The following is a 14,806-nucleotide window of genomic DNA, read 5'->3' as shown; positions in this document are numbered from 1 at the left end:
TTAAGAACTAGGATATTGAAAAAATATGAATAAAACTTTTCTCCTTAGGATTGGAATCACGGCTTTAGTATTTTGGATTTTGGATGCTACCGTGATGTATTTGATTGAAGAAAATAGCTTCAGTTCTCAAATCCAAGAATCCTTCTTTAAAGCTATTCTATTTTCTATCATATTTGGTTTAATTATGCGGAAGAAGTGGATTAAAAATAAAAATGATTAAAAAAGGCTGCCTCTTGTAGAAATACAAAAGACAGCCCAAAATGAAAAATAATAAATCTAGAAACTAGACCTAATTATTCTATTTAGAAATTCTCTCAATCAGATCCGCAGCTCTGTTTGAATAACCAGCTTCATTGTCATACCAACCAACAACTTTCGCCAATTTCCCTGAAACAGAAGTCAAAGCAGAATCAAAAATACATGAATGAGTATTACCTACAATATCAATTGAAACAATTGGGTCTTCAGTATACTCCAATACACCTTTCATACTTCCTTCAGAAGCTTTTTTCATAGCTGCATTAACTTCTTCTTTTGTTGCTTCTTTTTTCAACTCTAAAGTAAAATCAGTTAATGAACCATCAGGAATTGGAACCCTCATGGCAATACCATCCAATTTTCCTTGTAAATGAGGAAGGACTAATCCTACTGCTTTGGCAGCACCTGTAGAAGTAGGTACAATTGAGTACGCTGCAGCTCTCGCTCTTCTTAAGTCCTTGTGTGGACCATCTTGTAAATTCTGATCAGCAGTATAGGCATGAACAGTAGTGATATAACCTTTTTCGATTCCGAAAGTGTCATCCAATACTTTAGCCATTGGCGCTAAACAATTGGTTGTACAAGAAGCATTTGAAAGGATAGTTTCATCACCTGTCATGGTATCATCATTAACACCTAAAACAACGGTAGGAACATTACCTTTAGCTGGTGCAGAAATCACTACCTTTTTAGCTCCTGCTTTAATATGTTTACCGGCATTTTCTTCATCAACAAAAAGACCAGTAGATTCTAATACAATTTCTACTCCCATTTTTCCCCAAGGAAGATTTGCGGGATCTCTTTCTGCAGACACAGCAATGCTTTTCCCATTTACAATTATTGAATTGTCTGTATGAGAAACCTCTCCAGGAAATTTACCATGAACTGAATCATATTTTAGTAAGTGAGCCAAAGTTTTAGTATCAGTTAGATCATTGATACCTACAACCTCAACATTATTTTTTTGCAGCAAGGCTCTGAAAGTCAATCTTCCAATTCGCCCGAATCCGTTAATTCCAACTTTTACGTTTGACATGTTGATATATTTATTTAGTTAAGTTAAATGAAGAAGCAAATATAAACTTACTTGTCAGGATAATCAAATTAGAAGCCTAAAGGTTTAATCATGAAAATATTTTTACATTTTTTCAGGGCAGAGGTTTGTTATTAAAAAACAGCCTTCTATATTTGCATCTCCATTTGCAAATGGCCCGTTCATCTAGGGGTTAGGATATCAGGTTTTCATCCTGGAAACAGGGGTTCGATTCCCCTACGGGCTACTACAAAGCACTTAATAAAGTCGTTATTAAGTCATTGGTTTTAATTGAATTACCTTTTTTTGATCTACTTTTTTCTAGTAAAAAAGTGAAGGACGGCCCGTTCATCTAGGGGTTAGGATATCAGGTTTTCATCCTGGAAACAGGGGTTCGATTCCCCTACGGGCTACAAAGGTTACCAGAAATGGTAGCCTTTTTTTTTGCAAAAAAGATTTTATAAAGCAGGACAAATTTACTTTTCCTTTTTTTCAGAACGAATGACGCTTCGAAATCTATTTAGAGCATTTTTTAGACTGCACTTTTTAATTATTGATCACTTTAGTTTTCAAAATTAATGGGCTATAACCTCTGTCTCAACATCCTCTACTTTCATCAATCCGTCAGAATTTAATCCAGTCAAGCTAACTTTCTTCAGTTCATTAATCAAAATCGGATCATATTTGGCAACAACTCTAACATAATTATCAGTAAAGCCCTCCATCAAACCATTGTGAATATCATTTTCAAATAACACCACTTCTTCTCTACCTACATTCTCTTCGTAGAAAACTCGTTTCTTCTTTTCTGATAAGCTCCTCAACATTTTGGATCGTTCATTTCTTACTTTCATCGGAACCACATCGCCCATTTCATCAGCATCCGTATTGGGTCTTTCTGAATAGGTAAACACGTGCAAATAAGAAACTGGTAAATCTTTCAGGAAGTGATAGCTATCTAAAAAGTCTTCGTCAGTTTCCCCTGGGAAACCGACAATCACATCCACTCCTATACAACAGTTTGGCATCAATTGCTTTATTTTTGCCACTCGATCTTCATAAAGTTCGCGTAAGTAACGCCTTCTCATTTTTCTCAAGATCTTGTTGCTTCCACTTTGAAGTGGCACATGGAAATGAGGCACAAACCTTTTGGATTGGCTAACAAAATCTATAATCTCATTAGTTAATAAATTGGGCTCTATACTAGAAATCCTAAATCTCTCAATGCCCTCAACCTCGTCCAATTCTTTCACCAAATCAACAAAGCGTTCTTTTCTTTTACCATCCTGAATACCAAAGTCCCCTGTGTTTACTCCAGTTAATACAATTTCTTTGACATCTTCGCTAGCGATCTGTTTAGCGCTTTTTACTATATTTTCAATGGTATCACTTCTACTTTTACCTCTAGCTAAAGGAATAGTGCAAAATGCACAATGGTAATTACAGCCGTCTTGGACTTTTAGGAATGTTCTAGTTCTATCGTTTATTGAAAATGCATTATTAAAGCCTTTAGCTTCTTTAATATCTGAGGCCAAAACCTGCGGCTTGTCCTTCTTAGTAAAGCCGTCCAATTTATCAATTAATTGAAACTTCTCTGCAGCACCTAAAACAGCATCTACTCCTTTGATTTCAGAGATTTCTTTAGGTTTTAGCTGAGCGTAACACCCGATAATCGTCACAAAAGCATCTGGATTGATTTTCTTAGCTTCTTTTACAACCTTCTTACATTTTTTATCAGCATTTTCTGTCACAGAGCACGTATTGATAATGAATATATCAGGATTTGCCTGAAAATCCACTTTTTCATAGCCTCTGTTTTCAAACATCCTCGAAATAGAGGAAGTCTCTGAAAAATTCAGTTTACAACCGAGCGTATAAAATGCTACCTTTTTGTTCATACCGAGTATTTTGCAAAATGAGCTGCAAAGTTAAGGCTAAAATTCCTGAATCTAAATTTTTTTGATAAATAGCAGATGCAAGAATCTAGGAAACATTACTAATTCAATTTCATAAGCTTTCAGCTCCCTAACTCACATATTTACAGACATTTTCGCTATTTCACCTAAAAAAAGAGTGGAAACAAACTAAAAACTAGTATTTGGTTTACATTTTAGGGTCAAAAACAGTGTTTTATACAAACATTACTGCTTTTTAAATAAATTTTAAACCTCAATTCATTTATTTCACAAATATTTACCTAAATTTGGTTCGAATTTAAACCAATATTCATAAAAATGGCTCATTTAAGATTTAATGCCCTTGATATTGTTTCAAAAAGAACAACAGATAGAATCGAGGCACCCTCTAACAAGATTTCAGACTACTTTGCAAAGGATGTATTTACATTGGACGAAATGAAAGCTTCGCTAGCTCCAAATGTGTTTAAAAAAGTTAGCAGCGCCATCGATAAAGGCAAAAAAATTGATATGGAAACAGCAGATCAAATTGCATCTGCAGTAAAATCTTGGGCAATAGAAAAAGGCGTAACCCATTACACACACTGGTTTCAGCCTTTAACTGGATCAACAGCCGAAAAACATGATTCTTTCTTTAATGCACAAAAAGGACTTGAAGTATTCGCAGGCTCTATGTTGGTTCAACAAGAACCAGATGCTTCTTCTTTTCCCAATGGAGGTTTAAGAACTACATTTGAAGCTCGAGGCTATACAGCATGGGATCCATCTTCTCCAATGTTTATTTTCGGAAGAACACTTTGTATCCCAACTATATTTGTAGCCTATACAGGTGAGGCATTAGATCATAAAGCGCCCTTACTTAAAGCTGTAGAAGCTGTTGATCAGGCCGCAACTAAAGTGGTACAATTATTTGACAGAAACGTAAATAGAGTAAACGCATCCTTAGGTTGTGAGCAGGAATATTTTGTAGTAGATAAAGCGCTATTCAATGCAAGACCTGATTTATTAATGTCTGGAAGGACTCTTTTTGGACATAATCCTGCAAGAGGTCAGCAGTTAGACGATCACTACTTTGGTTCTATTCCAAGTAGAATCTATAATTATATGAAAGAATTTGAAATTGAATGCTTAAAACTAGGTATTCCAATTTCAACACGCCACAATGAAGTAGCCCCAAGCCAATTTGAGGCTGCTCCTTTATTTGAAGACATCAATGTAGCGACTGACCACAATAGTTTGATGATGGATGTAATGAGAAGAGTAGCTGCCAGACATGATTTGGAAGTACTTTTCCATGAGAAACCATTCGCAGGATTAAACGGAAGTGGAAAACACAATAACTGGTCGTTAATTACCAATACCGGAGTTAACCTTTTCCAACCAAGCAATAGTGCAAGAGAAAATTTACTATTCTTAGTTTTCTTAGTCAATACAATCAAAGCAGTAGCTGAAAATGGAGAACTTTTAAGAGCCTCCATTGCCTCTGCAAGTAATGATCACAGATTGGGTGCAAATGAAGCACCACCGGCAGTGATGTCCGTTTTTATTGGCTCGCAGCTCACCGCAGTATTAGATGAATTAGAGGAAAAAGGTAATATCAAAATTGATAAAGGGGATAATATGTACATGAAATTGGGCATAGACAAAATCCCTCAAATTATTTTGGATAATACGGATAGAAATAGAACCTCGCCCTTTGCTTTCACAGGAAACAAATTTGAATTCAGAGCAGTAGGTTCAGATCAAAATGTGGCACAGCCAATGTCCATTTTGAATTTGATTATGGCAGAGCAATTGAACGAATTCCATGCTGCAGTTAAAGCTGAAATGGGTAAAGGAACCGACAAGAAAATAGCCATTGTCAATATCCTGAGAAAGTATATCAAGGAATCGAAAAAAGTAAGATTCGAAGGAGATGGCTACTCGGACGATTGGGAAAAAGAAGCAGAGAAAAGAGGTCTTCCTAATGTAAAAAACACACCAAGAGCATTGGAATCTTTTGTTACTGATAAAGCCAAAAAACTTTTTGCTAGGCATAATGTAATGACTCCAGAGGAGCTAGAAGCTAGAAATGAAATCTATTTGGAGAATTACATCATGAAAATCCAAATTGAGTCTAGGTTAATGGGAGATATTGCGTTGAATCAGATCATCCCTACTGCTGTAAAGTATCAAAACACATTGGCACAAAATGCTAAGAACCTAAGCGCTTTAAAATTAGATAATTCTGAAATCTTGAAAAATATTGAATTGATTTCAGGATATACTAAAGATTTGAGAAGCTTAGTACATGAAATGATCGAAAAAAGAAAGGAGCTTAATCAAATCGAAGATACTACTCAAAGAGCTACCAAGTATTGTGACGATGTAAAAGAAGCCTATTTTGATAAAATCAGGTATGCTGCCGACAAATTAGAGCTATATGTAGACGATGAGCTATGGCCGTTACCAAAATATAGAGAATTGTTATTTTTGAGATAGTATATTAACCTAAACAACTATTCACTAGAAAGCCGTTCTGTAAAAACAGAGCGGTTTTTTTATGCACTCATTTGTTTAGTTTTCAAAAAAGGCATCCACTTCTCATCTATTTGTCCAGAAAAATCTCGAATAAACATCACGTAATTAGGTTTGAAGGGCGGCCTTTTCAATTTCAATTCGCTTTCTTCTGGGGTATTATTTCCCTTTCTGGCATTACATCGCTTACAAGCAGTCACCAAATTAGTCCATTTAGATTTACCTCCTTTCGAGCGTGGAATCAAATGATCTAAAGTAAGATCTTTAGATGTACCGCAATATTGGCATTCATGGCCATCTCTTTTAAAAACATTTTGACGGGTTAACATAACGCCTTTATAGGGCATATTTACGTAATTGGTTAAGCGAATTACGGACGGAAAAGGAAAAGAGCGATCGACTGAACGAAGTTGGTGTTTTTCGTCCTTTTCAATCAGTTCAGCTTTTTGCAAAAACAACAATAAAAAAGCCTTAGGAATACTACAAACTGTTATAGGACTATAATCCTGATTTAAAACTAATGCGCGCTTGGAACCAATCTTCATGCTTTTCAAAGTTTGAATAAAGCATGAAAAGCATTTAATCAGTTTTTCATGCTAAAACCATATTTCTTTTTATAGAATAATATGTACATCCTTTTTGTTCAGCGTTGAAGATACCAATTTCATGGAGAAAATCAATTTTTACTTGTGATGAAAAATATATAAGCATCTGATTTTCAATTAAAACCTATCCTTTTCAACTAAGAATACTCATTTAAAGCCATCCTCATTTCCAAATGATCGGCAGGTGCTAAATAATTCATACATAAGATAGACTGCTATTTTGTAGATTGGTCATAAAAATTATTATACAATGATTCAACCAACCATTTTTCAGGAATAAAAAAAACAAGCAAAAAAAAACCGGCAAGCTTGCCGGTTTAAAATTGTTTAAATATAATACTCTTAGTTGGTAGGAGTTCCCGTAACGGTCATTGTTATATCTAAAGTTAGGTCATATCTCACAGGCGCGCCAAACGATTCAATAGTCCATTGAATGATAGCCTCTGGATTATCTAACAAGTATTGTTCGTATATCGGAGCTAGCGCATCAGAAATATCTAGTAAACCTATGGTTCTTCCTTCGTCTTCCTTAATAACTGTATTGGTAAATGTAAAAGGATCCATCCCTGAATCTTTTAAGCCAAATGTAACCTTCAAAGGCCATTCCTCTGGATTCTCTATTTTATCATAGGTAATATTTAACGCATTAAGTTCTACTTCCGAGATGTCAATACCTTTATAGGTAGTACTAAAACTTTCTTCTTTTACATAAATTAATTCATCACCCTCTTCTAATATAAAAGAATAGGATTTTGATTGTTCAATTGGGCCTTCGATTTTTAATAATTCATCGATTTGATCATCATCTAAAGGACAAGCAGTCAACAAAAACACTGATGACAAAATCGAAAGGAATGCAAATAACTTGGTTTTCATAATAATTGTTTTAGTGAATATTTTAAGGATAGATTTATCTACTTCTTTTCTATCTTATACAAAGTTAGCATTAATTCATTCGGTTATAGCAAAAAAAAAACCTTATTCGTTGAACCTTTAAATTCTGGACCCTAATGACAATATTTATTCTATGAAGTATATTTTTTCTGAGATAAATAACATATTATTATGTCCTTCTTGGTTTTCCAGATGGTATTTTCAGCCCAAAGGCTTAAGCTATTACCCTACGTATATCCGTTAAATAATGAGTATAGCCTTTTTGTTCTGCATTGAAAATTCCATTTTCATCTAAAAAATCAATTTTCACTTTGCCCGAAGCATGGATAATCTCTTGATTTTCAAGTAAAATGCCCACGTGTGTTACCTTTTTATGCTCATTTCTAAAAAAAGCTAAATCTCCAGGCAGCGCATCTTCCAATTTTTCCACAGTTTTTCCTTGCTCCACTTGTTGAGATGAATCACGTTTCAAACTATATCCACATATTTTAAAAACCATTTGCGTAAAACCAGAACAATCGATACCGAAAGGTGACTTCCCTCCCCATAAATAGGGTGCATTTAAATATCTTTTTGCAATGCCATTAAGAAATTCAAAGTCTCTCCTCGCACTTAAAGATTTGGACTCTCCGTTAAAACCAAGATGTTCCTCCACTTTAAAAATCTCATTAGTGGAAATAGGGATAATCGCGCCCATTGTGACAGGCAATAAATTTTTATGATATAAAATCGATGCGGTTAAATCAGTGCAGATCTTATAATCAGAATTATTGATTTGTTCAAAATATTCATCGGTAATGTAGTGAAACTGCTTCGCATCGATCCAACCTTGATAACCGTCAAAATAGACCTCTATTTTAATCCACTTAGACTCTTTTTTTACATCTAAGACTGTATAATGATCTCCAAACAATAATTGGTCAATCAATTCCGATGAATCAGAAGCTTCCGCCCGTACCGGAACAATGCTTAACCTACTAATACCTTTATCCCCTATTGATATCATGGATTAAAATTTCATTTTTGATAGTTCACGCTTCATATCTTTATCCTTGATACTATCTCTTTTGTCGTGTATTTTTTTACCTTTTGCCAAGGCTATTTCTAATTTAGCTAATCCTCTATTATTAATAAAAAGTTTGGTCGGAATAAGCGTTAAGCCCTTTTCTTCCATCCTTTTCCTTATTTTTCCAATCTCTTGCTTCTTCAAAAGCAATTTCCGTTCTCGCTTTTCCTCATGGTTATAGTGAGTTCCTAACTCATAATGACCAATATGCATTCCTTTTACAAAAACCTCTCCTCTGTGAATATAGCAATATGCTTCCTGCAAACTTACTTTATGCAAGCGAATAGCTTTTATTTCAGTTCCTTGTAAAACGATGCCTGTCAGGTAGGTATCCAACCATTCATACTCAAATCGAGCTTTCTTATTCTTGACGGTAACCGAAGTACTAAACTCTTTTTTATCACTCATATTTCACAATTCTAACAAAAATTAATACTTTATTTTGAAAGTTGATCGAAAATCTTGGCTAATTTTTCCTTTTGGAGGATTTTTTGACCCGTTGTGCCTTTCGCAACTATTCTATCTCCTACTTTAACCTCAAACTCACAAATTATTTCCCTTTCTTCTATACCGGCATATTCCGCTACAATAATAACCTCATCTCCTAGTAAAGCAGGAGACAAATGTTCAATTGTTAAATGTGTTCCGATTCCCTCCTCTCCTTCTTCTAACATATCCAAAACAAATAAACGAGAAGCCCATTCAATTTCTCTAGCTAAAGTAAAGGTAGCGCATACATCGTGTACGGCTTGTTGTTCAAAATGTGCCACATCTTGAACTTTAACTTGGAAAGGATGTTCCTTTTTATCTCCTATTTTGAAAAACTCCCTCATTTATTTTTATCAGCTGAAAATTTCATTCGTGGTATTGGCGCTGCATCCATACCTAAAAACTCTTGATTCTGATATTTAAAATGTGCTGTCATCGCAATCATGCCTGCGTTATCTGTACAATATTCAAACTTAGGAATATAGGTATTCCACATGAACTCTTCTCCTGTTTCGGCTAACATTTTTCTTAAATAGGAATTTGCAGAAACCCCTCCCGCAATCGCTATTTCTTTTATTCCAGTATGATTTGAAGCTTTTTTTAATTTCTGCAACAAAGTCATAATCAATCGATGCTGAACACTAGCACAAATATCATCCAGATTATCCGCAACGAAATTAGCATCTTTTTGACTATTGTTTTGCAAAAAATACAATACCGCTGTTTTAATTCCGCTAAAAGAATAATTAAAGCCTGGCATTTCAGTTTCAGGAAATTGATATGCATCCTGATTACCATTTTTAGCATGCTTGTCGATCATTGGCCCACCTGGATAAGGCAATCCGATTATTTTAGCAATTTTATCAAATGCCTCTCCTACCGCATCATCTTTAGTTTCACCTAAAATCTCCATATCCAAATAGTCATTTACTTTCACGATTTGGGTATGACCGCCACTTACCGTCAAACACAAAAACGGAAATTTGGGCTTTGGTTCTTCAATAAAGTGTGCTAAAATATGAGCTTGCATGTGATTGACACCAATTAATGGTATTTTCAAAGCAGAAGATAAAGACTTCGCAAAACTGCTACCCACTAATAATGCTCCCAAAAGTCCGGGTCCTTGAGTAAAAGCTACTGCTTTTAAATCCTTCTTGCTTATATTTGCATCGGAAAGTGCTTGTTCTACTACTGGTACTATATGCTGTTGATGTGCACGGGAAGCCAATTCGGGAACTACGCCTCCATATTTCTCGTGAACAGATTGAGTAGCAATAATATTATTAAGTACTTTCCCGTTTTGAACTACTGCTGCTGATGTTTCATCACAAGAAGACTCGATGGCTAAAATATTGATATCCATAAAATTTGAAAGAAGAGCAAAATATAACGCAAGGTATTAAAAAAGGTATTGCAAAAGCAATTTTATGGCTTTTCCTTATCCTATTTTTTTCACTAAGTGTTATTGTTTTAGCAATGCAATCTTCTTCCATCCAAACTAAAGTAGCACAATATGGCAGTGAATATTTCAGCAAAAAATTAGGATTCCATATCACCATCGAGAAAATCAATATTGAATGGTTTGATCAAATAATGTTATCCGGACTGTATGTTCAAAATAAAGATAGTAGCACCTTTATCGATATTAAATCTCTGCTGGTCAATTATGATATAAAACAGCTCATCAATGATGAAAGTGTCCTTTTCGATAACCTCAAATTGGAAGACGGAAGAGTGATGCTGATCCGAGATAAAGGTGATAACTATTTCAACATTGATTATTTGGTTGAAGCTATACGGAATTTATCTTCTCCAAGCACTGACACTTCCGTTAGAACTGCCAAAAATTTACTAATTAGAAAAGCCTCCCTTTCAAATATTATTTTGGGTGTTGCAAATTTGGATACAGACAGTATTAAAGAAGGATTTAATTACAATCAGTTTGTCTTACATGATTTGAATGCAGACCTAGAGAATTTCAGGAGTCGTGCAGACACCATTCAAATGCAGGTTCAACAGCTATCTGCTGTTGATTCAGTTACTGGTATGAAAATACATAAATTGAAATCATTATTTGAAATCTCTCAAACAAGGCTTTCTTTAACTGACCTCAATTTGGAAGTGAATAAAAGCACAATCGCAGATTCAATTGTCTTTAATTATAATAGCATTAGCGACCTGTCTTACATCATCGATTCAGTAAACATCAATGCGAACTTTAAAAACTCCATCATTTTTACCGAAGATCTAGCGTTATTTGCGCCCTATGTCGGTAATTATGAAGACAAAATAAATGTATCCGGCAACTTTAACGGAAAAATAAAGCGCTTTAAAGCCAATAATTTAAACTTAAAATTTGGCGCTTCTAGTTTCATTAATGGGGACATAAAAATTGATGGGCTTCCTTATTTCCAAGAATCATTTATAAATCTCGACTTAACTAATTCTTCCTTATTGCCCTCTGATTTAAAGCAATACATAAATGACAGCATTGCTTTTGAAAGAATTCAAAATTTTGGTGTCACTACTTTTACAGGCAGTTTCATAGGTTTCCCCACTGACTTTGTTGCAGATGGAGTATTTACTTCCCCGCTTGGAAGAGTTGAATCTGACTTAAATCTAAAAATTGCAAAGAATTCAAGATTATCGACCTATAAAGGCAGTCTTTCAACTTATAATTTTGATTTAGGTAAATTCTTGGATGCAGATTCTATTTTTCAAAAGGTTCAAATGACGGGAAATATTCAAGGCAGCGGCTTTACACTTCAAAACGCAAAACTTAATTTGAATGCCAATATTAGCTTTCTCGGTTTAAATGGATATGAATATCAAAACATTACAACTAATGCGGAATTGGCATCAGAGTTTTTTAACGGTAAACTCAAAATAAACGACCCATTATTAAAATTTCAAATGGATGGTTCAATTGACCTACGAAATAATAAAAACTTAATAAATATTGAGGCAGATTTAGATACAATCAATTTTAAAGACTTAAATATTACCAAGGAAGATTTTATTTTAACAGCAAAAGGTAAATTGAATGGAAAAGGTATTGTGCTAGATAGTATTGAGGGCAGTACTTCATTGCAAAAAATTTATGCTGCTTACCATGGAAACTCTCTACAATTAGATTCATTGGTAATTAACACTTCAAAGAATAATAATTTTAGAAAATTAAGCATCAACTCTGATTTATTTAGAGCTTCAATTGATGGAGATTACGTTTTCTCTCAACTGCAAAAAGACTTATTTAGAACTGCTAAAGAGTATCAGCTTAATATTGAAAATGATAAGAGTAAAATAGAAGATTATTACAGCAATATTGATTCAACAGCCAATTTGGATAACTATTTAGTAGATTTCAACTTTCGCATAAAGGAGATTAACCCACTGATAAGTTTATTCATACCTAAACTCTATGTAAAAAAAGGTGCTATCATCAAGGGTCAGTATCAAAATGGTAAAAATAGTAATATATATATTGAATCTATTTTTGACTCAGTCAACTATGACAATCATGCGTTTTCAAAAAATAAAATAGATTTTAATTTCAGTAAATATCATCTAAGTCAAGATGTTTTGGGCATTGGCTTTATCAATTCCGAAAATCAAAAACTTGATAACAATATTCAAAGTGAGAATCTGAGGCTAGAGCTGTATTGGACTGGTAGAGAAGTAAACTTTAGTACCGAAATTGACCAAGTTGAAAGTGAAAATCATGTTAATATCAGCGGGAATTTAAAGTTTTTAGAAGATAGTCTCAGTCTTAATATTGAAAGATCGGATATCAAATTTTTATCAAAAAACTGGAACTTCGTTGACAATAATAATTTAAGAATCAGCAATCAAACCTATGAATTTAAAAATTTCGGGATTTTCGCTGACGATGAACGCATCACAGCCAATGGAGAAATATCTCAGGATTCTACCAAATCCTTACTGATTGAAATCGATAGTTTCAATATTGAAAACATCAATGAATTAGTAGAAGAACATGATTTTAAAGGAGCGGCCAATGGCTTTGTTGAAATTCAAAATTTCGATAATGAATTTATCTTGAATACAGAACTCAGTATTTATCAGTTTTATCTTGATGAATTCCTAATTGGAAACATCAATGGTTATTCTAATTGGCAACCTAATGATAGAAAGTTGATGATGGATTACATCGTTACTAGAAAAAACCAAGACATCATAGAATTAGATGGTAGCTATACACCAGCAAGCGAAGAGAATTCATTAGATCTTAGTGCTAGTCTAAGTAAAACCAATTTAGTGATTGTAGAGCCTTTTATTAACGACATATTCTCAGAAATGAAAGGTGAGGTAGACGGAGTATTTCAAATTACTGGAAATTTAAACAGGCCTGTGGTAAACGGAACTGGTACAATTTCTAATGGTGGCATTAAGGTCAATTACTTAAACACCTATTACGATTATACCGGAAACATAAAATTTGATCAAGATAAAGTTACTTTTAATAACATCCAATTAATTGATGATCAAGGCAATAACGGATACCTCAACGGTGACCTATTACATGACGGCTTTACCGATCTTAGATTAGATTTGTATGGCAGAATGAATGAATTTAAAGTACTCAATACTTCCGCAAAAGACAATGAATTGTATTATGGAACAGCATTTGTCAGCGGAACCGTAGCATTCACAGGTAGTGTAGGAAACTTAACTATAGATGCTCAGGCAAAATCGGAAAAAGGCACTAGGATTTTCATACCAGTGGAAAGCACTTCTTCTGTACAGCAGGAAGAATATATCCACTTTATAAATATCAAAGACACTGCGAATAATAAGACCATTAATGTTGGTAAAGTGAAGGGAGTTGATATTAAAGGAGTAACAATGAATTTTGACTTAGAACTAACTCCTGATGCTTATGCTGAAATAATATTTGATATTAAATCAGGAGATATAATTAGAGGAAGGGGAAATGGAAAGCTTAGCATGAACATTGATACTAATGGAGCTTTCTCTATGATTGGAGATTATACACTCACAGAAGGTGGATACAATTTCACTCTTTATAATATCATCAATAAAGAATTTAGCATCCAGGCTGGAAGTCAAATTACATGGGACGGAGATCCATACGGAGCAAATCTTGACATTCAGGCAGTTTATGAACAAAATGTTTCATTATTGCCTATCGTAGATATTGGGCAAGATTCAACACTTGCTAATGCACCTGAGCTAAAAAGAAGATATCCTGCAAAAGTCTTATTGGACTTAAAGGGAGATTTGATGCAACCGGAGGTTGACTTTGATATTACTTTTATTAATTATCCTGATCAGATCTACACTGAATCAAGAGTAAGTTTCCCATTAAGAACAAGTGTTACTGCGTTTGAAGCAGAATTGGATGCAGATGAACAAGAATTAAAACGTCAGGTATTTAGCTTGATTATCTTACGGAGACTATCTCCACGTGCCTCATTTGCTGTAAGTGGTTCCGTTGGCAATTCCGTAAGCGAATTTCTATCTAATCAATTAAGCTATTGGGTCACACAGATTGACGAAAACCTTGAAATCGATGTTGATTTAGGTTCATTTGATGAAGACCAATTCAATACCTTTCAATTAAGATTATCTTACAGCTTTTTAGGTGGAAGACTTAGAGTAACTCGTGACGGTGGTTTTACTCAAGGTGAAACAGATGATGTAAACCAAGAAATTCTCGGGATACTTGGAGACTGGTCAGTAGAATATCTATTGACACCAGATGGAAAATTGAGAGCCAAAATATATAATAGGACTAACTTCAATACATTCGACAGAATAAATAATACAGCCTCTACAAGTACTGGTGTCAGCCTAGTGCATGTCACCAGTTTTGACCAATTAAAAGAAATTTTTCAAAGAAAGAAGAAACAGAATAAGGAAGATGAAAAAGAAAAAAATACCGCCCCCGAAGAAATCAATTCTGACGCGGTGAGAAGAGAAGAGGATGAAAATTCAAAGTAAACAAAACTAATCATTATTTGATTGGTTAACTTTCCAAAACAAT

At 34.2% G+C, this 14,806-nt stretch carries 11 protein-coding genes and 2 tRNA genes; 5 read left to right on the top strand and 8 right to left on the bottom strand.

Annotated elements, in window-relative coordinates; all coding sequences use genetic code 11:
- Window positions 1-25: 25 nt before the first annotated feature.
- A complete protein-coding gene (locus AAC601_RS11165) occupies window positions 26-220 on the top strand; it encodes a hypothetical protein (RefSeq protein WP_303269900.1) in 195 nt (64 codons plus the stop codon).
- A gap of 78 nt (window positions 221-298) precedes the next feature.
- On the opposite strand, the gene gap is transcribed toward AAC601_RS11165, so the two are convergent.
- Window positions 299-1,294 (bottom strand): type I glyceraldehyde-3-phosphate dehydrogenase, encoded by a 996-nt coding sequence (gap, locus tag AAC601_RS11160; RefSeq protein WP_303269901.1) that lies wholly within the window; start codon window positions 1,292-1,294, stop codon window positions 299-301.
- A 172-nt stretch (window positions 1,295-1,466) separates the two neighbouring features.
- Between gap and AAC601_RS11155 the strand changes: the two genes are divergently transcribed.
- Window positions 1,467-1,538 (top strand) — tRNA-Glu (locus tag AAC601_RS11155).
- A gap of 94 nt (window positions 1,539-1,632) precedes the next feature.
- Window positions 1,633-1,704 (top strand) — tRNA-Glu (locus tag AAC601_RS11150).
- Window positions 1,705-1,866: 162 nt separating this feature from the next.
- Here the strand turns inward: AAC601_RS11150 and mtaB are convergent.
- Window positions 1,867-3,189, bottom strand: coding sequence for a tRNA (N(6)-L-threonylcarbamoyladenosine(37)-C(2))-methylthiotransferase MtaB (gene mtaB / locus AAC601_RS11145; RefSeq protein ID WP_340153308.1), 1,323 nt, complete (start codon window positions 3,187-3,189; stop codon window positions 1,867-1,869).
- Window positions 3,190-3,525: 336 nt separating this feature from the next.
- On the opposite strand from mtaB, the gene AAC601_RS11140 reads away from it, so the two are divergent.
- Entirely contained in the window at window positions 3,526-5,688 is a 2,163-nt protein-coding gene (locus tag AAC601_RS11140; RefSeq protein WP_340153307.1) for a glutamine synthetase III, read from the top strand.
- Between the two features lie 59 nt (window positions 5,689-5,747).
- On the opposite strand, the gene AAC601_RS11135 is transcribed toward AAC601_RS11140, so the two are convergent.
- The 6 genes from AAC601_RS11135 to tsaD all read right to left on the bottom strand — a co-directional run bounded on the left by AAC601_RS11135 (window position 5,748) and on the right by tsaD (window position 10,141).
- Complete coding sequence (locus AAC601_RS11135) at window positions 5,748-6,269, bottom strand: HNH endonuclease (protein WP_303269904.1); 522 nt, start codon at window positions 6,267-6,269, stop codon at window positions 5,748-5,750.
- 402 nt (window positions 6,270-6,671) lie between these two features.
- On the bottom strand, window positions 6,672-7,205 hold the full coding sequence (locus tag AAC601_RS11130) for a hypothetical protein (protein ID WP_340153306.1): 534 nt from the start codon (window positions 7,203-7,205) through the stop codon (window positions 6,672-6,674).
- A gap of 232 nt (window positions 7,206-7,437) precedes the next feature.
- Window positions 7,438-8,229, bottom strand: a complete 792-nt coding sequence (locus AAC601_RS11125) for a C40 family peptidase (protein WP_340153305.1) — start codon at window positions 8,227-8,229, stop codon at window positions 7,438-7,440.
- A 3-nt stretch (window positions 8,230-8,232) separates the two neighbouring features.
- Window positions 8,233-8,697 carry an SsrA-binding protein gene (smpB, locus tag AAC601_RS11120; protein ID WP_303269907.1) on the bottom strand — a complete coding sequence of 155 codons (465 nt, stop codon included), beginning with the start codon at window positions 8,695-8,697 and terminating at the stop codon, window positions 8,233-8,235.
- Window positions 8,698-8,726: 29 nt separating this feature from the next.
- Window positions 8,727-9,122 carry a hypothetical protein gene (locus AAC601_RS11115; RefSeq protein WP_303269908.1) on the bottom strand — a complete coding sequence of 132 codons (396 nt, stop codon included), beginning with the start codon at window positions 9,120-9,122 and terminating at the stop codon, window positions 8,727-8,729.
- On the bottom strand, window positions 9,119-10,141 hold the full coding sequence (gene tsaD / locus AAC601_RS11110) for a tRNA (adenosine(37)-N6)-threonylcarbamoyltransferase complex transferase subunit TsaD (RefSeq protein WP_340153304.1): 1,023 nt from the start codon (window positions 10,139-10,141) through the stop codon (window positions 9,119-9,121). The genes AAC601_RS11115 and tsaD overlap by 4 nt, the downstream gene beginning before the upstream one ends.
- A 5-nt stretch (window positions 10,142-10,146) precedes the next feature.
- On the opposite strand from tsaD, the gene AAC601_RS11105 reads away from it, so the two are divergent.
- A complete protein-coding gene (locus AAC601_RS11105) occupies window positions 10,147-14,763 on the top strand; it encodes a translocation/assembly module TamB domain-containing protein (protein ID WP_340153303.1) in 4,617 nt (1,538 codons plus the stop codon).
- Window positions 14,764-14,806 lie beyond the last annotated feature (43 nt).

Source organism: uncultured Marivirga sp. (genome assembly GCF_963974845.1).
Lineage (GTDB): Bacteria > Bacteroidota > Bacteroidia > Cytophagales > Cyclobacteriaceae > Marivirga > Marivirga harenae.
The sequence above is the reverse complement of the archived record's forward strand: the minus strand, read 5'-3'. Positions and strand labels throughout refer to the sequence as shown.

Coding starts and splice junctions, on each gene's coding strand:
- AAC601_RS11165 (WP_303269900.1), top strand. CDS start 26: ATGAATAAAACTTTTCTCCTTAGGATTGGAATCACGGCTTTAGTATTT.
- gap (WP_303269901.1), bottom strand. CDS start 1,294: ATGTCAAACGTAAAAGTTGGAATTAACGGATTCGGGCGAATTGGAAGA.
- mtaB (WP_340153308.1), bottom strand. CDS start 3,189: ATGAACAAAAAGGTAGCATTTTATACGCTCGGTTGTAAACTGAATTTT.
- AAC601_RS11140 (WP_340153307.1), top strand. CDS start 3,526: ATGGCTCATTTAAGATTTAATGCCCTTGATATTGTTTCAAAAAGAACA.
- AAC601_RS11135 (WP_303269904.1), bottom strand. CDS start 6,269: ATGAAGATTGGTTCCAAGCGCGCATTAGTTTTAAATCAGGATTATAGT.
- AAC601_RS11130 (WP_340153306.1), bottom strand. CDS start 7,205: ATGAAAACCAAGTTATTTGCATTCCTTTCGATTTTGTCATCAGTGTTT.
- AAC601_RS11125 (WP_340153305.1), bottom strand. CDS start 8,229: ATGATATCAATAGGGGATAAAGGTATTAGTAGGTTAAGCATTGTTCCG.
- smpB (WP_303269907.1), bottom strand. CDS start 8,697: ATGAGTGATAAAAAAGAGTTTAGTACTTCGGTTACCGTCAAGAATAAG.
- AAC601_RS11115 (WP_303269908.1), bottom strand. CDS start 9,122: ATGAGGGAGTTTTTCAAAATAGGAGATAAAAAGGAACATCCTTTCCAA.
- tsaD (WP_340153304.1), bottom strand. CDS start 10,141: ATGGATATCAATATTTTAGCCATCGAGTCTTCTTGTGATGAAACATCA.